Origin of the sequence: Novosphingobium sp. (assembly GCF_039595395.1) — a bacterium.
Taxonomy (GTDB): domain Bacteria; phylum Pseudomonadota; class Alphaproteobacteria; order Sphingomonadales; family Sphingomonadaceae; genus Novosphingobium.
On record NZ_JBCNLP010000001.1, the window covers coordinates 3,360,490 to 3,379,081 of the forward strand.

Below are 18,592 nucleotides of genomic sequence, written 5' to 3' on the forward strand. Positions count from 1 at the left end.
GTTGGGTGCCCGCACGGGGCAGAGGGCCGGTGCCGCGCAGAAAATGCGCTTTCGCGCATTTTCCAGGCGAACGTTCAGAACTTGCCGGTCACCCGCACGCCGAAGGTGCGCGGCGGCTGGAATTCATAGGCGTTGATCGGGTTGGGGTTGGTGGTGAAGGTCTGCGCCGCACTGGCCAGCACCGTCTTGTTGGTCAGGTTGCGCACGAAAGCGGCGATCTCCAGCCCCTTCAGGGCAGGCTTCAGCGTCAGCGTGGCGTTCAGCGTGTTGAACTGGCCCTGACGCGTGTCAGGATCGTTGAAGGCGGAGAAGTAATAGCTCGACGAATGCTTCAGCTCGATGCGCGGGGTCAGCGTGGCATTCCCCATCGCCAGCGCATATTCCAGACCGGCGGTCAGCACGAAATCGGGCGCGTTGGGCAGATGGCGGCCCTGCAGATTGACCGAGGTGGTGTCGTCACCCTTCACGATCACCGAATTGCTGGTGAAGCGCGCATGCAGCAGGGTGGAGTTCAGATCCAGCCGTGCGCCGCCCGCCGAAGCGATGAACTGCGCCTCGCCACCATAGATCTCCGCCGAACCGACATTGAACACACCCGAAGCGCCCCCCGAAATCACCGAGGTGCTCTGCGAGGCCTGATAACCATTGTAGGTCTGGTAGAAGGCGTCGGCATTGAGCTGGATATGGCCGTCGAGGAACTTGTTCTTCGTGCCGATTTCCCAGGCCTTCAGCGTCTCGGGGCCATAGTTGACCGAAGGCGCCGAGCCGTTCGAGTTGAAACCGCCCGATTTGAAGCCCGTGTCGAACTTGGCATAGACCATCGAGCGCGGTCCCGGCGTCCAGTCGACACCGGCATGGAAGGTCGGCTTGCTCTCGCTGACATTGCCGTTGCCCGGCGTGGTCAGCGTGGGCTGGGCGCCCGCGCAGCCCACCACGCCATAGAGGAAGGCCGGAATGCCCGCGATATCGCAGCGCAGATAGGCGTTACCGGTACGCACCTTCTGATCCCACGTATAGCGCATGCCGGCCGAGAAATGCAGCGTCTCGGTCGGGCGCCAGCCGAACTGGCCGAACACGCCGTTCGAGGTGGTCTTGGTGTCATACAGGAAGTGGATCAGATAGTTGTTGGCATAGGTGCCGGCGGTTTCATACAGGCCGCTGTCCAGATTGCCATTGTGCTCGCTGAAGTGGAAATAGCCCACCTGAGCGGTAACCTTGCCGTTCTGCGGCGTGGCCAGACGGACCTCATGGTTCCAGGTGCTGGGGTTCTCGCCCTGACGGAACTGCACGGGGTTGCCCGCCATATTGCCATTGGCATCGATCGAGGTGGCATCGAGCGCATGGCGCCACTTCTGGTGATCGTAACCGCCCGCATAGAACAGCGTCAGATTGGCGGGCAGTTCATAGCTGAACTCCCAGCGGATGCGGTCGCCCACCAGCTTGTTGAAGGTGGTGACGTAATTGGGGAAATGCACCACCTGCTGGCCGGTATAGGCCTGGCCGAAGGGCAGCTTCATCGCCACGTCGCCAGTGTTGTCGACATCGTCATGCTGATACTGGATCAGCCCGTTGAAGCCCTGAAACGGCTGGAACGCCAGCGAGATGCGGCCCGACTTGGTGTTCTCGTCGTCGCCGCGCCCGCCAACCACGTCGAGGTTGCGATAGCCGTCGCGCTTGCTCTGGAAACCGGCGACGCGAAGCTGCACGGTGTCGGCGATGGGAATATCCAGACCGACCTCGGTCTTGATCGCGTGATAGCTGCCCGCCTCGATCGAGATGTCGGCGCCATAGGTCTTGCCCGGCTTGCGGGTAATGACCTGCACCAGACCGCCGGTCGAGTTGCGGCCGAACAGCGTGCCCTGCGGACCCTTGAGCACCTCGACACGCTCCAGATCATACATGGAGGTGCCGATCGAGAAGGAGCGGTTGGTGAAGAAATTATCGCGCGAGATCGGCACCGAAGGGTCGCCCGTCTCGGTCACATCGGTCGAGGCGATGCCGCGAATGGCCACATAGGAGGCGCCGCCATTGGTCGACACGTTGATGCTGGGGTCCACCGTGGCCAGCGCCAGCACGTTCGACACGCCCTTGGCCGCCAGATCGCCGCCCGAATAGGCGTTGAGCGCGATCGGGGTCTTCTGCGCGCTGCTTTCGCTGCGGTTGGCGGTGACGACGATTTCCTTGATGCTGTCGTCGCTCTTGCCGCCCTGCGAGGCCTGATCCTCGGCAGCCGCAGGCGCCGCCGCCAATGCGGCCACCGGCAGAGCCAGAGCCGAGGTGCCGAGCAGGAACGCCGCCGTGATACGGTAAGCCATTGCATTCTCCCTAAGCCGATGCTGCGATTCGTCCATGGCAGCTATTCGGAATCAAAATGTGCATTCTGATTTATCCTTTCGGCGGGCGATGTCAATCGGCATGAAGTTGATCCGGGTCATTGCAGTCGCCTGTCACCTTTCCGCCACGCCCCCGCCCGCCACGCCATGCTGCGCAGCATAAGCGCGGGGAGACGCGCGGATCGCGTCACGAATCACCGCGCTTCGAGGCTTGACAAATCAGTGTGAAGAGTCCCATTTCAGAATCACTGTTCTAAATAACGCGGTCCACCGCGAATCGGGAGAGCTTCGGTTGTCGGAAACCGCCATACCGGGCCAGATGGCCCCCTCGCATAACGCTGCCCACCCCCGGCAGCCCGGTCCCGCCCAGGGCCTGACGGTCGTGGTCGCGGGCTTTTTGCCCATCGTCGCCATCGTCTCGATGTTCCCGGCGGTGCCCGCCATCATCGACCATTTCATCAAGACCGACCCTCAGGCGATGACCAAGGTGCCCGCCATGGTGTCGGCCCCCGGCCTGACCATCGCGATCATCGCCCTGTTCATGGGCCTGCTGGTCGACCGCTTCGGGCGGCGGCGCCTGCTGCTGATCTCCACCGCCTCCTATGGGCTGGTGGGCATGGCGCCCTTTTTCCTCGAAAATCTCGATGCGGTCTATGCCTCGCGCCTGGCGCTGGGCGTCACCGAGGCGGCGATCCTCACCACGCTCAACACGCTGATCGGCGACTATTGGGATGAAAAGGGCCGCCGCAACTGGCTGACGCTTCAGGGGCTGGCCGGGCCCTTCCTCGGCAGCTTTTCGATCCTGCTCTCGGGCTATCTCACCGCGATCCAGTGGAATTCAATCTTCCTGATCTATGCGCTGGGTTTCCCGGTGTTTCTGGCCGCCCTCGCCTTCCTTTACGAGCCCGCTTCGGACACCACCGTGCGCCGCATGCTGGGCATCGGGCAGAGCACGCAGGATTTCCCGTGGAAACATGTCGTGCTGTTCGGCGGGGTGACGCTGGTCGGCTCGGCGCTGTACTATGTGTTCATCATCAATGGCGGTCTGGTCTGGCGCGAGATCGGCTATTCCGATTCCGCCACCATCGGGCGCCTCACCACCATTCCCAGCCTCTTCGTGATGGTGGGCGCGGGCATCTTCTGGCTGACCGGGCGCTGGGGTGCGCGCGCGCAGCTCACCTGCTTCTTCGCGCTGCTGGGCGCGGGCCTGCTGCTGATCGGCAATGCCCATGACTGGCGCGGCATGGTCATCGGCATGGCGCTGCAGCAGACCGGCGCGGGCATGGCCGTGCCCACGCTGATCGCCTGGGCGCAGACCTATCTGCCCTTCCAGCATCGTGGCCGCGGCATGGGGCTGTGGACCGCCTGCTTCTTCTTCGGCCAGTTCTCCTCCCCCCTGCTGGTCAGCATGATCCGCAGCCATGTCGGCACCATGCATGGCGCCTTCGTGGTGGCGGGGATCTGCGGCCTTGTCTTCACCGCTATCGTGCCCTTCCTCGTGCGGCGCGCGGCCCCTGTTTCGGGACTTTGACATGACCTCCACAATCAAACGGGGCGTCAGCCTCTACAGTTTTCAGGAAGAGATGTTCCTGGGCAAAATGAACCTCGACGATGTGGTGGCTTTTGCCACCAGCATCGGCGCTCCGGGCATCGAAATCCTGCCCGAACAGAACATGCCGACCTTCCCCAACATCAGCGATCAGCAGATCGGCGAATGGCAGGACCGGCTGGCACGCCACGGCGCTCACTTCACCTGCTATGACATGTTCCTCGACACCAAGATCCGCAAGGGCGAGGTGATGAGCGATGAGGAACAGGTGGCGAGCATCGTGCGCGACCTGAAGCTGTGCAACCGGCTCGGCATCAAGAATATGCGCATCCTGATCTTCGTGCGCCCTGATATCCTCGAGAAATGCGTACCCTATGCCGAGCAGTATGACGTGCATATGGGCGTCGAAGTCCATGCGCCCTGGTATCTCGACCATGCCTGGATCCTGCGCACCATCGAGGTGGCCGATCGCCTGAAGACGAAACATCTGGGCATTCTGCCGGATATGGGCATCTTCATGAAGCACTATCCCCCCGCCTTCCGGGGCCGTTTCGAACGTCAGGGCGCCCGGCCCGAGGTCGCGCAATTCATCGTCGACAGCCATGAGCAGAAGATCATGAGCGAATACACGATCTATGAAGTCGCGGTGAAGATGGGCGGCAACAAGGCCGAAGTGGCCATGGCCGAAACCTTGCGCCATGCGCCCTTCGCCAATCCGAAGCGCATTGCCGATTTCGCTCCTTACTTCCGTCATATTCAGGCGAAGTTCTACGAAATGACGCCCGACTGCACCGATCCTTCGATCGCCTATGACGAAGTGATCCCGCAATTGGTGAAAGCCGGCTGGGAAGGCACGCTGTCGTCCGAATATGAAGGCAACCGCTGGATTCAGGACGTGGAGGATGTCGACAGCCGCGAGCAGGTCCGCCGCCAGCATGTGATGTTCGAGCGCCTGATCGCCAAAGCCCAGGCGCAAGTGGAGCCCGCCTGATGTTCGACAAATTCCTGATCGACGCCGCATCGCTGCGCAACACCGGGCCCGACGATGCGCCCACCGGCTTCGCCTTCGAGGCCAAGCTGGGTTATTACCGCGGCCTCGGCCTCTCGATGATCGAGGAGCTCAATGTCTCGATCGACGGCGAAGCCCTGGCGCGCGAAGCCGTCACCTTCGATGAAGGCGAAGGCCCCATCACGCTCGACGCGATGGAGACCGCCTATGACCGCCGCTGGCCTTTCGGCGCGCCCGCGACCATCGCGGTGGCTCACCCTGGCGGCTTTCCGGCGGGCGAGCACAAGCTCGGCTTCCAGCAGAAGCTGCGCGTGTCCTACCTGCCCTTCCCCTCGTTCAACAATGACGAGAAGGTGGTCAGCCTTTGAGGCTCTGGCCTCTTGCGGCGCTGGGGGCGGCGATGATCGCGGCCCCCGCCATCGCCAAGCCGGCGCATCCCGACAATCGCGCGATCGTCAAGGACTTCGCCCGCCTGTTCTACACCGAGCGCAAGGTGAAGCAGGCCTTCGAAACCTATGTCGCCCCCGATTATCTGCAGCATAACCCCGGCATCGCCGATGGGCGCGAGGCTGCGGTGGCAGCTCTGGCGGACATGTTCGCCGACCCGGCCAAGACTTTCACCATCGAACAGGTGCTGGTCGATGGCGATATGGCGGTGATCCATGTTCACGCCATTCCCACGCCGGGCTCGCGCGGAGCCTCCGTCTTCGACATGTATCGTTTGAAGAATGGTAAAATCGTCGAACATTGGGACGCGATTCAGGTGGTGCCCGAAAAGGCTGCCAATCAGCATCCCATGTTCTGACATTGGTCGCTGAACGCGACGCATTTCAAGGCAGACGCCGCCTCAAACCTCCAGCGTCACCTCGATCTCGTCGCCTTCAGCGATTCCCGCGCTTTTGCGCACCGCGGCTTTCAGCGGCAGCAGCCATCCCCCGCTCTCCTTTTGCGGAAAGACCGAGGTGCGCCATGTCGTCGCCCCGATGCTGGCCCGCACCGGCAGCGACCCGAACCCCGCCGTCAGCCCCAGCCCGGCCAGCTTCAGGGCGGCGGCAGGCTCGCCCTCGACGGTGACGAAGAACCAGCGCACCGGCTTCTTCTCCCGCGTTTTCGCGCCTTGGCCCGAGGTCCAGACCCAGACCTTGCCGGTAAAGTCGATCTCATCGCGCTCATGCGCCATGGCTTGCAGCCCCCAAAAGCATGTTGCCCGGATCGTCATGATCCGGGCAACATCTTCATCATCGCATCACCGGAAGGTCCGGCCTTGAGCTTACGCTTCGGGGGCAGCAGCCTTGCGGGCGCGCTTGGCCGGAGCCTTCTTCGCGCCAGTCGCAGCGGCCTTGCCACGCGGGGCGGCCGACGCGACCGCCTCGGGCGCGGCAACAGCGGCGGCCTTGGTCTTGGCAGGCGCACGCTTGGCCTTGGCGGGCTCGGCAGCGGCGGCCTCAGGCGCGGCATCCGTCGTGCGCTTGCGGCCCAGACCCAGCGTCTTGGCGATTTCGCGGCGCTGCGCGGCATAGTCGGGCGCGACCATGGGGTAATCCGCCTTCAGCCCGTAACGCTCACGGTAATCGGCGGGGGTCAGCCCGTGGATCGCCAGATGGCGCTTGAGCGTCTTGTACTTGCGCCCGTCGATCAGGCTGACCAGATGGTCAGGCTTCACCGAGGAACGCACCGGCACCGCCGGGTCATAGGTCACCGCTTCGACCGCGGGGGCGCCGTCACCGGTCAGGCCGGTGATGGCCGTATGGATGTTGCGCAGGAAAGCAGGGACATCCTCGGCACCGGGGTTCACATTGGGGTTTTGCAGCCAGGCGATGGTAATGTCACCGGCCAGTTCAATCAGGCTTGCGACATCGTCAGTGTTATGATCGGCCATGATATTCCCTCTTCTGGTGAGGGAAACGACATCTATCGTGATTGTTCCCGATCGTCAAATACTGGGCAAGAATAGAGCCAAAACCGCTTCGAAGATGGCTATGCTGCGCAACAGAGCAAGACATGGCGGGCCGCTACAATTGGGCAACAATCGATCCCATTCACGCGGGCAAGCACCGCAGCCGGGCGACACAATCTTGGGCAATGTCCAGAAGCTGGACAGGCCGCTTTCCCGCCGGAAAGTCCTTCGCCACCCCGCACTGTCACCAAGTCATCACGGAGCAACGCTAGACCATCATCATGAGCGATCTTGCCCTATCCGACCTTCTCCCGTCCGACCTTGTCGACGCCGCTGCCGCCATCATCGCCGTGGGCCACAGGCTGGACCTGCGCGGACTGGCCCCCGCCACCGCCGGAAACTATTCGCTGCGGCTGGCGGATGGCAGCATCGCCGTCACGGTCTCGGGCGCGCACAAGGGCCGCCTCACCGACGGGCAGGTGATGCGGGTCGACAGGCAGGGCAAGGCGCTGGACGGGCGCAGGCCCTCGGCCGAAACGCTGCTGCATGCGCTGGTCTATGAGCATGATCCGAAGGTCGGCGCGGTGCTTCACACCCATTCGGTGGCGGGCACGGTGCTCAGCCGCGCGCTGGCCGGGCACGACCGGATCGTGCTGACCGGCTATGAACTGCAAAAGGCCTTTCCCGGCACCGCCACGCATGAGGGCAGCGTCGCCCTGCCGCTGGTCGACAACAGTCAGGATATGGTGGCACTGGCGCGGCAGTTGAAACCGCTGCTCGGCACGGTTCCGGCTTTCTACATTCGCGGGCACGGCCTCTACGCCTGGGGGCCGACGATGGAGGCCGCCGAAATGATGGTGGAGGCCTGCGAATTCCTGCTCGCCTGCGCCTGGGAAGAATGGAAAGCGAGAGTGCACCCATGACCAGCCTCACCACCTATGCCAGCAAGGCGCCCTTCGCGGCCCAACCGGCAACAGAGGACTTCGCCACCATCGCGCAAATTCTGGCCCCCGCCGGTGTCACGCTGGAGCGCTGGGATGCCGATGCGCAGCTCCCTGCCGAGCCGGACGATGCCGCGATCCTCTCCGCCTATGCCCCGCAGATCGAGCGGCTGAAGGCGCGCGGCGGCTATCGCAGCGAGGATGTCGTGCGCATGACGCAAGACCACCCCGCCCGCACCGAACTGCGCCAGAAATTCCTGAGCGAGCATGTCCATGATGACGATGAGGTGCGCTTCTTCGTCGAGGGTTCGGGCCTGTTCTGCATCCATCATGATGGCCAAATCCATGCGCTGACCTGCACAGCAGGCGATCTGATCGTGCTGCCCGCCGGAACGCTCCACTGGTTCGACACGGGAGAGGCGCCGCACTTCACCGCCATCCGCCTTTTCGTCAGCCCCGAAGGCTGGGTCGCGCGCTACACTGGCGAGCGCATCGCCGAGGCCCTGTTCAGCGCGGTGACGGCATGAGCCCGAAAGCGATCCTCACCGATATCGAGGGCACCACCTCCAGCATCGCTTTCGTGCATCTGGTGCTGTTCCCCTATGCGCGGACGCGGCTGGCGAGCCATGTCGCGGCCCATCCGGATCAGGTCGCCCCGGTTCTGGCCGAGATCCGCGCTCGCGAAGGCGCGCTCTCCGATGCGGACTGCATCGCCCGGCTGATCGGCTGGATGGATCAGGACGCCAAGATCGGGCCCTTGAAGACGTTGCAGGGCATGATCTGGGCCGATGGCTATCGCGATGGTGCGCTCAAGGGCCATATCTATCCCGATGCCGTGGCGGGGCTGCGGCGCTGGCATGCGATGGGGATCACGCTGGCGGTCTATTCCTCGGGCTCGGTCCCGGCACAGAAATTGCTCTTCGGCCATAGCGAGGCGGGCGACCTGACCCCTCTGTTCTCCGGCTGGTTCGACACCGGCGTTGGCGGCAAGAAGGACGCCGCCTCCTACCGCGCCATCACAGAAGCGCTGGACCTGCCCGCGGACGACATCCTGTTCCTCTCGGACGTTCCCGCCGAACTCGATGCCGCCCGCGAGGCGGGGCTTGCCGTCACCCTGCTGGCCCGCGACGGCCTGCCCGACAACAGCCCCTATCCCGCCACCGACAGCTTCGACACCATCCTTCCCCATGAGGCCCACGCATGAAGATCGCCGGCACCACCACCCGCTCGATCTGGCTGGAAGAGGATGGCTGGAGCGTCGGCATCTTCGACCAGCGCGCCCTGCCCTGGTCGATCGAAAGGCTGGTGCTGCGCAAGATGGAGGATGCCGCGCAAGCCATCGCCTCCATGGCGACACGCGGCGCGCCCCTGATCGGCGCGGTGGCCGCCTATGGGCTGGCTCTGGCCCTGCGGCACGACAGCAGCGATGCGGCGCTGGAGGAGGCCCACCGCCATCTGGCCGCCACGCGCCCCACGGCGGTCAATCTGCGCTGGGCGCTCGACCGCGTGGCCGCGCATGTCCGCCCCCTGCCCGAAGCGCAGCGCGCGCAGGCCGCCTATGCCGAGGCTGCGCGCCTGTGCGACGAGGATGAGGCAATGAACCGCGCCATCGGTGCCGCCGGCCTGCCGCTGATCCGTCAGATCGCCGCGCGCAAGCCGGGCGAGCCGGTCAACATCCTGATGCATTGCAACCCCGGCTGGCTGGCCACGGTCGACTGGGGCACCGCCACCGCGCCGATCTATCAGGCGCATGATGAGGGCATTCCGGTCCATGTCTGGGTCGACGAAACCCGCCCGCGCAATCAGGGCGCGCTGACCGCCTTCGAACTGGCCGAACACGGCGTCCCTCACAGCTATGTGGTGGACAATGCGGGCGGGCTGCTGATGCAGCAGGGTCTGGTCGATATGGTCATTCTCGGCACCGACCGGGTGACAGCCAATGGCGATGTCTGCAACAAGATCGGCACTTATCTCAAGGCGCTGGCCGCTCAGGCGCATGACGTGCCCTTTTACGTCGCCCTGCCCGCCAGCACCTATGACCCCGCCACCCCCGACGGCGCCAGCGTGCCCATCGAAGAGCGCAGTGGCGTGGAGGTCAGCACGGTAACCGGGCCGGACAAAGATGGCGTGATGCGGCAAGTCAGCGTCACCGCCAGCCCGGTGCGCAATCCGGCTTTCGACATCACCCCGGCGGCGCTGGTCACCGCCTATGTCACCGATCGCGGCGTGCTGCGCGGCGCCTCGGCGCTGCGAGAGGCGATGGGCACAGCCATGGCAACCGCCGACTGAAACGGGGGCGGATCGCTCCGCCCCCACGGCATCACGCCGCGCGCTGCAAACCCTCGGCCTCATCCAGCGCCAGAGCGCGGAGCGCGGCGGGGCGGTTCTTGCACCGCGCGACATAGGCGTCGATCAGCGCGCTTTCCGGGAAGGCCTTGCGGCCGAAGTTCAGCGCGCTGGCGATCAGCAGATCGGCCACGCTGAACTGGTCGCCCACCAGATAGTCACGATGCGCCAAAGTGGTTTCCAGCCGCTGCACCACGGCGGCATGGTCGCGCTGCTTCAGGGGTGAGCCTTCCAGCGCGCCGGACATGGCGGCGAACATCGCCTGTTCCATCTCGCAGGCATACCAGCCCAACCAACTGCAATAGGCCCCTCGCCACGCACTGCCCACAGCAGGCGCCAGACCGGCGCGCGGATCGAGATCGCCCAGATAGAGCGCAATGCCCACCGATTCCGTGATCAGGCCATCGTCATGCTCGATGGCGGGCACGCGCTGGTCCGGGTGCGGGTTGGCCGGATCGGGATGGCCCAGCCCGGTCATCGGGCGGAAGATCGACACCGGCTGGATCGTATAGGGCACGCCCAGCTCTTCCAGCAGCCAGACGATGCGCGAGGAACGGGATTGCGGTGCGTGATAGAGCGTGATCATAAGGCCTCCTGTTGTGCTGAAAGCCCTTGTGCGCCACCCCTGCTGACAGCATTATGTCAGCAGGGAGAAGCCTGATGCGCCGCGCCGAAAGATTGTTCCAGATCATCCAGATCCTGCGCCGCTCGACCCGGCCCGTGACCGCGCAGGACATAGCTCAGGAGCTGGAGGTCTCGCCCCGCACCATCTATCGCGACATCGCCGATCTGATCGGCCAGCGCGTGCCGGTGCGCGGCGAGGCGGGCTTCGGCTATCTGCTCGACGACAGCTTCGACATGCCCCCGCTGATGCTCACCCCCGAGGAGATCGAGGCCGCCGTGCTGGGGGCGCAATGGGTGGCCGGGCGCGGCGACCCCGCGCTGGCCGCCGCCGCGCGCGACCTGATCGCCAAGATCACCTCGGTCGTGCCCGAAAGGCTGCGGCCCTTCCTTGTCAATCCGGCAACGGGCGTGCCGTCACGGCCTCAGGCCACAGCCGATGGCATCGATCTGGCCCGGACCCGCCGCTGGATTCACGAGGGGCGCAAGCTGGCCATCACCTATCGCGACGAGAAGGGCAGCGTCAGCGAGCGGGTGATCTGGCCGATCATCGTGGGCTATTTCGAGGCGACACGCATGCTGGCCGCCTGGTGCGAGGTGCGGCAGGATTTCCGCCATTTCCGCACCGACCGCATCATGGAGGCCCGCTTTCTGGAGGACTGCCACGGCCAGCGCGCGGGCGAGCTGAAGCTGCGCTGGAAACGCAGCCAGGACCTGCATCTGCGCGCCATGCCTCCCGGCACGATCTGATCCTTAATCCACCACGCGATGCATATAGACGACATCGCCATAGGTCTCGCATACCGCCTCGGCCAGCGCAGGGTCCGCAACCGGCGCAAAGCCGCGTGAGGCCCAGAACGTCTCCGCGCCATTGACCGCCAGCAGATAGACATCGCGCCAGCCATGCGCCGCGGCGATTTCCAGCGCGATGGCCGCGCCTTGCGCCCCGGCCCCCGTGCCCCGCGCCGAGGGCATCAGCGCCAGATCGTGAAGATAGAGACTGTCGGCGGCCTCGGGCAGCGCGCCCATCAGCTCGCCCAACGGCGGCGGCCCGCCATGGCGCCATGGGTGGACGATGAGATAGCCCTCCACGCCCTGCCCCCGGTCGAAGACGAAGCAGCCGGCGGGGAACAACCTTTGGCGCTCGGCATAGACCGCCAGAGGCTCGGTGTAATCGCCATGGACCGCATCCGACACGGCGGTGACTGCGGCCATATCGGCCTCTTCCATGGCGCGCCAACCCATGTGCTGCTCTCCTCTTGCGGATCGATGATAGGCGCCGACGATAGCGGCTTCCCCCTCCGCAGACCATCGCCGCGCGCGAAGCAACTGGTTTTTCGCCCCTTTTGCGCAAAAGCGGCAAAGCGGTTAGGCAGGGACCATGACACGCGCTCTTCCTCCTCTTTCCGCATGGTCCTCGGCTGTTATCGCGGCGCTGATCGGCTTTGGCGGCACCATCGCGCTGATCGTTCAGGCCATGCAGGCCATGGGCGCATCGGTGCTGCAGACGGCCTCGGCGGTGACGGCGCTGTGCCTGGGCATCGCTCTGGCGGGAACCGCGCTCTCTTGGCGGCTGCGCATTCCGGTGGTTCTGGCCTGGTCGACGCCGGGCGCGGCGCTGCTGGCGGCATCGGGCGCTGCATCGCCGGTGTCGTGGCCCATGGCGGTGGGCGCCTTTGTCTGTGCCGCCGTGCTGATGATCCTGCTGGGCGCCATCCCCGCGCTGGGGCGGCTGGCCGAGCGCATCCCCGGTGCCATCGCCTCGGCCATGCTGGCGGGCATCCTGCTGCCCTTCTGCCTTGGCCTGTTCAAGGTGGCGGGGGCCGATCCGCTGCTGGTGACGCTGATCCTGATCGTCTTTCTGGCGGCGCGGCAGCGGGCACCGCTCTATGCGCTGCTGCTGGCGCTGGGCTCGGGCGCGGCGCTGAGCCTGTTGCGCGGCGACCTCAAGCCCCTGCCCCCCGGCGCCACGCTGGGCGTGCTGAGCCCCGCCATGCCCAGCGCGCAGATCGGCACGCTGATCGGCATCGGCGTGCCGCTGTTTCTGGTGACTCTGGTGTCGCAGAACCTGCCGGGCCTGCTGGTGCTGCGCACGGCGGGCTATCAGCCCAAACCGGCCCCGCTGCTGACGGTCACCGGCATCGCCTCGCTGATCGGCGCGCCTTTCGGAGCGCATGGCGTCAATCTGGCCGCGATCACCGCCGCCATCTGCACCAGCAGCGACGCCCATCCCGACCATGCTCGCCGCTGGAGTGTGGGGCTGCTCTATGCGGGCTGCTATCTGGTGCTGGCGCTGTTCTCGCCGATCCTGGTGCGCTTTTTCCTGGCCCTGCCGCATGACGTGATCGCGGCGCTGACCGGCCTTGCCCTGATCCCCGCGCTGCTCGGCGCGACCGAGGGCGCCATGGCCGCGCGCGAGGAGCGCGATGCCGCGATCACCACATTGCTGGTCACCGCATCCGGCCTGACGCTGTTCCATCTGGGCGCGGCCTTCTGGGGGCTGGCGGCGGGCTTTGTCGCGCTGGGCATAAGGGCCGCGTTGAAGCGTTAGGACACAGCCACCCCATTCACCACGACATGGTGCATTTCGACCTGCGCGCCCGCCACGGGCAGCTTGTCAGGCCTGTGCAGCCGCAGGTCGATGCTGTCGAGCCGCACGCCCGTAACCGTCACCTGTGGGTCGGGCCGCACCTCGCCCCATGCGCCAAAGGAGCCTGTCAGCCCGCTGAGCGTGATATTGCGCACCGTCGAATGGGGTGGCGCATTGCCCTGCAGATTGGTGTATTGCGTCCAGGGGCGGATCAGCAGGATACGCCCGCCATCACTGGCCAGCCGGATGTTGCGCAGCGCGATGTTCTCGTAAAGCTGTGGCGTGTCCGGGCGCAGCTTGAGCATCAGCAGGTTGATCGCCCCGCTGACCACGCAATCCTCGATCAGCACGTCGCGCACCACCGTCGCCTCGCTGCCGCAGGAAAAGGCCTGATGCCCGCGCCGGAACTCACAGTTGCGGATATGGAGGCGCTCGACCGGCGGGCTGGCGGTGTCCTCCAGCGCATGCAGCCCCTTGGTGCCCTTGGCGGCGATGCAATCGTCGGTGACCGAGAAGAAGCAGTTTTCGATCAGCACATCCTGACAACTGTCGACATCGATCCCGTCGCTGCTGGGCGCCCAGGCGTAATCGTCGGGCACGAGGAAGCGGGCGTGGCGCACCTCCACCTTGCGGCAGGCGTAGAGATGCAGGTTCCAGAATTGCGAATCCTTGAAGGTGATCCCCTCGATCAGCACGTCCCGCGAATGCTGGATCAGCGCGAGCCGCGCGCGGTCGATGCCGACATTGGGGAAATTGCCGGGGTCGGCGGCCTGTTTGCGCAGGGCCCAGAACCTCTCCCAGATCGCCATGCCCGATCCGTCGAGCACGCCCTCGCCGGTGATGCGCAGCCCGTCGCAGCGGTCGGCATTGATGAGGGCCGGGGTGAAATGCTCCTCGACATGGCCTTCGATGCGGGTGCGCTGGCGCGGGAAATGCACCATGTCGGTGGTGCATTTGAGCACGCTGCCCCGCTCCAGATGAAGATGAACGCCGGGTTTCATGAAAAGGGCGCCGCTCAGATAGGTGCCCGGCGGAATGGTCAGCGTGCCGCCGCCTTGCCGCGCCAGATGGTCGATACCCGCCTGCATGGCCGATGTGGCGAATGTCGCGCCATCGGGCCGCGCGCCGAAATCGCGGATCGAGGCGGATTTTTGTTGCGAGGTGGCTGCCAGCGCCTTGCCGCCGGGCCAGAGGGCAAGCGAGGCCAGCGTAAATCCGCGGCGTGACAGCATCGTGCTGTCCGACCTGTTCCTCTCACGCATCGGCATCGTGACCCTCCCGACCAATTTTTCCGCTTTTCGATTATTGGCCTTACCTATCACCGCAAAAGTGGATATGCAAGGCGCGCCCACATAATGGACTCATGTGCATAATATGATCAACACACAGGGCGGGCACCACTCACGGGAAGGATGCGTCAATGCGCCGCAGAATGGGATTTATCGCCTCGATCGCCGCCCTGCACGCCCTGCTGCCCGGCGCCGCGATGGCCCAGCGCGCCTCGCAAGCGGTGCCCTCGCCGCGCCAGAGCTTCAACCTCAACGGCGACTGGCGGATGCAGATCGGGGATGACGCCGGTTTCTCGCAAGCCCTCCATGACGAGACAGGCTGGTCCACCGTCAGCCTGCCGCATGCCTTCAACGAGGATCAGGCCTTTGCCGTCGATGGCCACCAGCATGCCGAGGGCATCATCTGGTATCGCAAGCATATCACCCTGCCCGCCGATGCTCCCAAAGGCCGCGCTTTCCTTGAGTTTCAGGGCGTGCGCCAGGCCGCCGATGTCTGGGTCAACGGGCAGGAGGTGGGCTTCAGCGAGAATGGCGTGATGGCCTTCGGCGTGGACATCACCGCCGCGCTGAAACCCGGCGACAATGTGATCGCGGTGCGGGTCGACAATCACTGGGACTATCGCGAACGCGCCAGCAACACCAAATTCCAGTGGGAAGACAAGAACTTCTACGCCAATTTCGGCGGCATCAACAAAGCGGTGCGCCTGCATCTGACCGGGCCGGTCTACCAGACGCTGCCGCTCTACAGCAGTCTGGGCAGCAGCGGCGCCTATATCTGGGCCGATGGCTTCGATCTGCCTCATGGCGCCGCCACGCTGCATGCCGAAAGCGAGGTGCGCAATGCGGGCAAGGCCCCACTGAACGTGCATTACAGCGTACTGCTGCGCGATCCGCAAGGCAGGCAGGTGGCGCGTTTCTCGGGCGAGCAGCAGACCATCGCCCCCGGCGCCACCGCCACGCTACATGCCCAGCAACACCTCTCCGGCCTGCATTTCTGGAGCTGGGGCTATGGCTATCTCTACAAGCTGACCGGCGTGCTGAGCGACGATGCGGGCCGCGTGATCGACGCGGTGGACATCAACACCGGTTTCCGCGCCACCCAGTTCGACCATGGCGTGCTGCGCCTCAACGGCAAGGTGCTGCAACTCAAGGGCTATGCCCAGCGCTCGACCAATGAATGGCCAGCGCTGGGCACCGACGCCCCGCCATGGATGAGCGACTTTTCCAACGGCCTCATCACCGGCAGCAATGGCAATCTGGTGCGCTGGATGCATGTCACCCCGGCCAAGCAGGACATTGAATCCGCCGACCGCCTGGGCCTGATCCAGGCCATGCCCGCCGGCGATTCCGAAGGCGATCCGCAAGACCGCCGCTGGGACCAGCGCGTGGCGGTGATGCGCGATGCCATCATCTACAACCGCAACAACCCCTCGATCCTGTTCTACGAGAGCGGCAATCACGGCATCACCGATGCCCATATGGCGCAGATGCGCGCGCTGAAGGAGCAATGGGACCCGCATGGCGGCCGCGCCATCGGCTCGCGCGAGATGCTCGGCTCCACCACAGCCGAATATGGCGGCGAGATGCTCTACATCAACAAGAGCGCAACCAAGCCCCTCTGGGCGATGGAATATTCGCGCGATGAAGCCGCCCGCGCCAATCAGGATGAGGACACGCCCCCGTTCCACAAGGATGCCCCCGATTACAACCGCAATGTCGAAACCATGGCGGTGGAGGATGTGCGCCGCTGGTGGGATTATTACCAACAACGCCCCGGCGGCGGCGATCGTGCCAGCGCGGGCGGGGTAAAAATTGGCTTTACCGACAGCAATTCGCATTTCCGGGGAGACAACAACTATCGCCGCTCAGGCGTGGTCGATGCGCTGCGGCTGCCCAAGGACCCGTGGTATGTGCATCAGGCAATGTGGGACGGCTGGGTTGAGGCGGGCGGGCACCATGTCCATATGATCGGCCACTGGACCTATCCGGCGGGCACGAGGCGCACGGTTCAGGTCGTCTCGAATGGCGAGGCGGTGGAGCTGTTCCTCAATGGCCGCTCGCTGGGCAAGGGGGAGCGCGACAGCGGTTTCCTCTTCACCTTCAAGGATGTCGCTTTTGCGCCCGGCACGCTGCGTGCCGTCGCCAGCTTTGCCGATGGCCGCAAGGCCGAGCAGGTACTGGAAACCGCAGGCGCCCCCGCGGCGATCCGCCTGACGCCCCATACCGGCCCCAGGGGCCTGCTGGCGGATGGATCGGATGTGATGATGGTCGATGTCGAGGTGGTCGACGCCCAAGGGCGCCGCGTGCCCACCGCCTTCAACCCCGTCACCTTCACTCTGGATGGCCCTGCCGAGTGGCGCGGCGGCATGGCGCAGGGCGACAGCTCGGGCAAGCCGCGCCCCACGGTGGCGGTGATGCCGCCCACCTATGCCGGGACGACCAGCTTTGCCGGTGTCGCGCGCGATGAGGACAATTTCATCCTCGCCAGACATCTGCCGGTGGAACTGGGCATCAACCGGGTGCTGATCCGCTCGACGCCGCAGGCCGGGACGATCCATCTTGCCGCCTCGGCGCCGGGGCTGAAAAGCGCGACGCTTGAGACGCACAGCCACGCCGTGCCCTCCAGCGGCGGCCTGTCCACCCTCTTTCCCGAAGACTCGCAGCCCGCCGATCTCTCACGCGGGCCCACCCCGACCGGGGAGACCGTGGTGCCGCGTTTCGCCACCCTGCATCCGGTGGAGATCATCGCAGGATCGAACCAGCAAACCGCCGCGGCCAGCCATGACGACAATGAAGCCACCACCTGGAGCAGCGACGGCAAACCCGAAAACGCCTGGATCGAATATCGCTTCGCCCGCCCTGAAAGCATGTCGCAACTGTCGCTACGGCTGACGGGCTGGCGCATCCGCTCCTATCCCATCCGGGTGACGCTGGACGGCAAGGTGATCTTTGAAGGCGAGACGCCCAAATCGCTGGGCTATGTCAATCTGCCGATGGCGCCTGCACGCGGCACACGGCTGCGCATCACGCTGACGGGCCCCACCGCCGACCGCGACGCCTTCGGCAAGATCGTCGAGGTCAAGAACGACAAGGTCGCCGCCAGCGTCGGCGCGGACAGCGTCCCTGCGGGCTGGCACCTCAGCGTCGTCGAGGCCGATCTGCTGGGGCCGGTGAAGAAATAGCGCGCCCTTTACAGCTCGTGGGCGATGCGCTCCCCTTCGCGCCCCGCCACGTCGATCAGCAGCATCACCTCGCGCACGATCATCGACATGGTGGCATAGGAATTGGCGGTGTCACCCGCCTCGATCGCATCCATCACCGCCTTGTGCGCCGGCAGGCTGGCCTGTCGGCCCGCAAAGCGGTTGGTGAAGACGATCGACTTCTTCAGCGCCGTGCCCACCACATCGCGGAACTGCGCATAGAAGGGATTGTTCGAGGCTTCCAGAATGGCGACATGGAAGGCGATATCGGCCAGCAGCCCGTCATCCTTGCCCTGCTCGGCGGCCTCCATGCGGCGATAGGCCGCATGGATCAGCGCCAGCCCCTGCGGCGAGGCATTGCGCGCCGCCAGTTCGGCCGCCATCGGCTCGATGGCAACACGCAACTGGGTGAAGTGGGAAAGCAGCTCCAGCGAGAACTCCCGCTCGAGCAACCAGCGCAGCACATCGGTGTCGAACAGGTTCCATGAGGCTTCGGGCTGGATGCTGGTGCCCTGACGCGGCCGGGCCGTCAGCAGGCCCTTGGCGCTCAGCATCTTGGTGGCCTCGCGCGTGACCGAGCGGCTGACGTCATAGGTATGGGCCAGATCGCTCTCGGTCGGGAAGGCCTTGCCCTTGAACGCCCCGGTGACGATCGCCCGCCCCAGCGCATCGAGCATGCCATGGGTCAGATTGCGGCCGGCCCGCGCCTGATCGGCCTCGGATCCGGTTTCTGGCGTGTCCCGGATATCGTCCTCGACCTCGCCTGCGTCATGGTCGCTGCTGGAAAGGTCGAGGCGCTGGCTCATGCGTAATTCCT

18 protein-coding genes are annotated in these 18,592 nt (G+C 65.2%); 11 read left to right on the forward strand and 7 right to left on the reverse strand.

All coding sequences use genetic code 11. The features are described 5' to 3' along the window. Window positions 1-74 precede the first annotated feature (74 nt). Window positions 75-2,315: a TonB-dependent receptor gene (locus ABDW49_RS15410; RefSeq protein WP_343612891.1), complete on the reverse strand. Its 2,241-nt coding sequence runs from the start codon at window positions 2,313-2,315 to the stop codon at window positions 75-77. 310 nt (window positions 2,316-2,625) lie between these two features. Here ABDW49_RS15410 and ABDW49_RS15415 point away from each other — a divergent pair, with 310 nt between their 5' ends. From ABDW49_RS15415 to ABDW49_RS15430, 4 genes are read left to right on the forward strand one after another with little or no spacing between them, the layout of a single operon-like run. Continuing rightward, window positions 2,626-3,864, forward strand: a complete 1,239-nt coding sequence (locus ABDW49_RS15415; RefSeq protein WP_343612892.1) for an MFS transporter — start codon at window positions 2,626-2,628, stop codon at window positions 3,862-3,864. 1 nt (window position 3,865) lies between these two features. Beyond that, window positions 3,866-4,873: a TIM barrel protein gene (locus tag ABDW49_RS15420; protein ID WP_343612893.1), complete on the forward strand. Its 1,008-nt coding sequence runs from the start codon at window positions 3,866-3,868 to the stop codon at window positions 4,871-4,873. Further along, window positions 4,873-5,259, forward strand: a complete 387-nt coding sequence (locus ABDW49_RS15425) for a DUF6379 domain-containing protein (RefSeq protein ID WP_343612894.1) — start codon at window positions 4,873-4,875, stop codon at window positions 5,257-5,259. The genes ABDW49_RS15420 and ABDW49_RS15425 overlap by 1 nt, the downstream gene beginning before the upstream one ends. Continuing rightward, window positions 5,256-5,696, forward strand: a complete 441-nt coding sequence (locus ABDW49_RS15430) for a nuclear transport factor 2 family protein (protein WP_343612895.1) — start codon at window positions 5,256-5,258, stop codon at window positions 5,694-5,696. The genes ABDW49_RS15425 and ABDW49_RS15430 overlap by 4 nt, the downstream gene beginning before the upstream one ends. A 42-nt stretch (window positions 5,697-5,738) precedes the next feature. Here the strand turns inward: ABDW49_RS15430 and ABDW49_RS15435 are convergent, their stop codons facing one another. Both ABDW49_RS15435 and ABDW49_RS15440 read right to left on the reverse strand, forming a co-directional pair. After that, the gene (locus ABDW49_RS15435) at window positions 5,739-6,071 is read right to left on the reverse strand and encodes a DUF1905 domain-containing protein (protein WP_343612896.1); all 333 of its coding nucleotides are present in this window, start codon (window positions 6,069-6,071) and stop codon (window positions 5,739-5,741) included. A 90-nt stretch (window positions 6,072-6,161) separates the two neighbouring features. After that, window positions 6,162-6,770 carry a MucR family transcriptional regulator gene (locus ABDW49_RS15440; protein ID WP_343612897.1) on the reverse strand — a complete coding sequence of 203 codons (609 nt, stop codon included), beginning with the start codon at window positions 6,768-6,770 and terminating at the stop codon, window positions 6,162-6,164. A 299-nt stretch (window positions 6,771-7,069) separates the two neighbouring features. Between ABDW49_RS15440 and ABDW49_RS15445 the strand changes: the two genes are divergently transcribed. The 4 genes from ABDW49_RS15445 to mtnA are packed head-to-tail and all read left to right on the forward strand — an operon-like array spanning window position 7,070 to window position 10,018. Beyond that, a complete protein-coding gene (locus ABDW49_RS15445; RefSeq protein ID WP_343612898.1) occupies window positions 7,070-7,711 on the forward strand; it encodes a methylthioribulose 1-phosphate dehydratase in 642 nt (213 codons plus the stop codon). Beyond that, entirely contained in the window at window positions 7,708-8,256 is a 549-nt protein-coding gene (locus ABDW49_RS15450; RefSeq protein WP_343612899.1) for a cupin, read from the forward strand. Before ABDW49_RS15445 ends, ABDW49_RS15450 begins: the two co-directional genes overlap by 4 nt. Continuing rightward, window positions 8,253-8,933 carry an acireductone synthase gene (mtnC, locus tag ABDW49_RS15455; RefSeq protein WP_343612900.1) on the forward strand — a complete coding sequence of 227 codons (681 nt, stop codon included), beginning with the start codon at window positions 8,253-8,255 and terminating at the stop codon, window positions 8,931-8,933. Before ABDW49_RS15450 ends, mtnC begins: the two co-directional genes overlap by 4 nt. Next, complete coding sequence (mtnA, locus tag ABDW49_RS15460) at window positions 8,930-10,018, forward strand: S-methyl-5-thioribose-1-phosphate isomerase (RefSeq protein ID WP_343612901.1); 1,089 nt, start codon at window positions 8,930-8,932, stop codon at window positions 10,016-10,018. Before mtnC ends, mtnA begins: the two co-directional genes overlap by 4 nt. Before the next feature lie 31 nt (window positions 10,019-10,049). Here mtnA and ABDW49_RS15465 read toward each other — a convergent pair whose 3' ends face one another. Continuing rightward, window positions 10,050-10,661, reverse strand: coding sequence for a glutathione S-transferase family protein (locus tag ABDW49_RS15465; protein ID WP_343612902.1), 612 nt, complete (start codon window positions 10,659-10,661; stop codon window positions 10,050-10,052). Between the two features lie 74 nt (window positions 10,662-10,735). Here ABDW49_RS15465 and ABDW49_RS15470 point away from each other — a divergent pair, with 74 nt between their 5' ends. Continuing rightward, on the forward strand, window positions 10,736-11,446 hold the full coding sequence (locus ABDW49_RS15470) for a YafY family protein (protein ID WP_343612903.1): 711 nt from the start codon (window positions 10,736-10,738) through the stop codon (window positions 11,444-11,446). A gap of 3 nt (window positions 11,447-11,449) precedes the next feature. Here ABDW49_RS15470 and ABDW49_RS15475 read toward each other — a convergent pair whose 3' ends face one another. Beyond that, window positions 11,450-11,941 carry a GNAT family N-acetyltransferase gene (locus tag ABDW49_RS15475; RefSeq protein ID WP_343612904.1) on the reverse strand — a complete coding sequence of 164 codons (492 nt, stop codon included), beginning with the start codon at window positions 11,939-11,941 and terminating at the stop codon, window positions 11,450-11,452. Window positions 11,942-12,077: 136 nt separating this feature from the next. Between ABDW49_RS15475 and ABDW49_RS15480 the strand changes: the two genes are divergently transcribed. Beyond that, window positions 12,078-13,247 (forward strand): benzoate/H(+) symporter BenE family transporter, encoded by a 1,170-nt coding sequence (locus ABDW49_RS15480; protein ID WP_343612905.1) that lies wholly within the window; start codon window positions 12,078-12,080, stop codon window positions 13,245-13,247. On the opposite strand, the gene ABDW49_RS15485 is transcribed toward ABDW49_RS15480, so the two are convergent. Then, on the reverse strand, window positions 13,244-14,518 hold the full coding sequence (locus tag ABDW49_RS15485) for a glycosyl hydrolase family 28 protein (protein WP_343612906.1): 1,275 nt from the start codon (window positions 14,516-14,518) through the stop codon (window positions 13,244-13,246). The genes ABDW49_RS15480 and ABDW49_RS15485 overlap by 4 nt on opposite strands. 188 nt (window positions 14,519-14,706) lie before the next feature. Here ABDW49_RS15485 and ABDW49_RS15490 point away from each other — a divergent pair, with 188 nt between their 5' ends. Next, complete coding sequence (locus tag ABDW49_RS15490) at window positions 14,707-17,757, forward strand: sugar-binding domain-containing protein (protein ID WP_343612907.1); 3,051 nt, start codon at window positions 14,707-14,709, stop codon at window positions 17,755-17,757. An 8-nt stretch (window positions 17,758-17,765) separates the two neighbouring features. Here the strand turns inward: ABDW49_RS15490 and ABDW49_RS15495 are convergent, their stop codons facing one another. Further along, the gene (locus ABDW49_RS15495) at window positions 17,766-18,452 is read right to left on the reverse strand and encodes a FadR/GntR family transcriptional regulator (RefSeq protein WP_343614321.1); all 687 of its coding nucleotides are present in this window, start codon (window positions 18,450-18,452) and stop codon (window positions 17,766-17,768) included. Window positions 18,453-18,592 lie beyond the last annotated feature (140 nt).

Bases quoted from the DNA above. Each gene is read 5' to 3' on its own strand.
- ABDW49_RS15470 (WP_343612903.1), top strand. From the start codon at position 10,736: ATGCGCCGCGCCGAAAGATTGTTCCAGATCATCCAGATCCTGCGCCGC.
- ABDW49_RS15445 (WP_343612898.1), top strand. From the start codon at position 7,070: ATGAGCGATCTTGCCCTATCCGACCTTCTCCCGTCCGACCTTGTCGAC.
- ABDW49_RS15485 (WP_343612906.1), bottom strand. From the start codon at position 14,518: ATGCTGTCACGCCGCGGATTTACGCTGGCCTCGCTTGCCCTCTGGCCC.
- mtnC (WP_343612900.1), top strand. From the start codon at position 8,253: ATGAGCCCGAAAGCGATCCTCACCGATATCGAGGGCACCACCTCCAGC.
- ABDW49_RS15440 (WP_343612897.1), bottom strand. From the start codon at position 6,770: ATGGCCGATCATAACACTGACGATGTCGCAAGCCTGATTGAACTGGCC.
- ABDW49_RS15465 (WP_343612902.1), bottom strand. From the start codon at position 10,661: ATGATCACGCTCTATCACGCACCGCAATCCCGTTCCTCGCGCATCGTC.
- ABDW49_RS15450 (WP_343612899.1), top strand. From the start codon at position 7,708: ATGACCAGCCTCACCACCTATGCCAGCAAGGCGCCCTTCGCGGCCCAA.
- ABDW49_RS15425 (WP_343612894.1), top strand. From the start codon at position 4,873: ATGTTCGACAAATTCCTGATCGACGCCGCATCGCTGCGCAACACCGGG.
- ABDW49_RS15435 (WP_343612896.1), bottom strand. From the start codon at position 6,071: ATGGCGCATGAGCGCGATGAGATCGACTTTACCGGCAAGGTCTGGGTC.
- ABDW49_RS15480 (WP_343612905.1), top strand. From the start codon at position 12,078: ATGACACGCGCTCTTCCTCCTCTTTCCGCATGGTCCTCGGCTGTTATC.
- ABDW49_RS15490 (WP_343612907.1), top strand. From the start codon at position 14,707: ATGCGCCGCAGAATGGGATTTATCGCCTCGATCGCCGCCCTGCACGCC.
- ABDW49_RS15495 (WP_343614321.1), bottom strand. From the start codon at position 18,452: ATGCTCGATGCGCTGGGGCGGGCGATCGTCACCGGGGCGTTCAAGGGC.
- ABDW49_RS15410 (WP_343612891.1), bottom strand. From the start codon at position 2,315: ATGGCTTACCGTATCACGGCGGCGTTCCTGCTCGGCACCTCGGCTCTG.
- ABDW49_RS15475 (WP_343612904.1), bottom strand. From the start codon at position 11,941: ATGGGTTGGCGCGCCATGGAAGAGGCCGATATGGCCGCAGTCACCGCC.
- mtnA (WP_343612901.1), top strand. From the start codon at position 8,930: ATGAAGATCGCCGGCACCACCACCCGCTCGATCTGGCTGGAAGAGGAT.
- ABDW49_RS15420 (WP_343612893.1), top strand. From the start codon at position 3,866: ATGACCTCCACAATCAAACGGGGCGTCAGCCTCTACAGTTTTCAGGAA.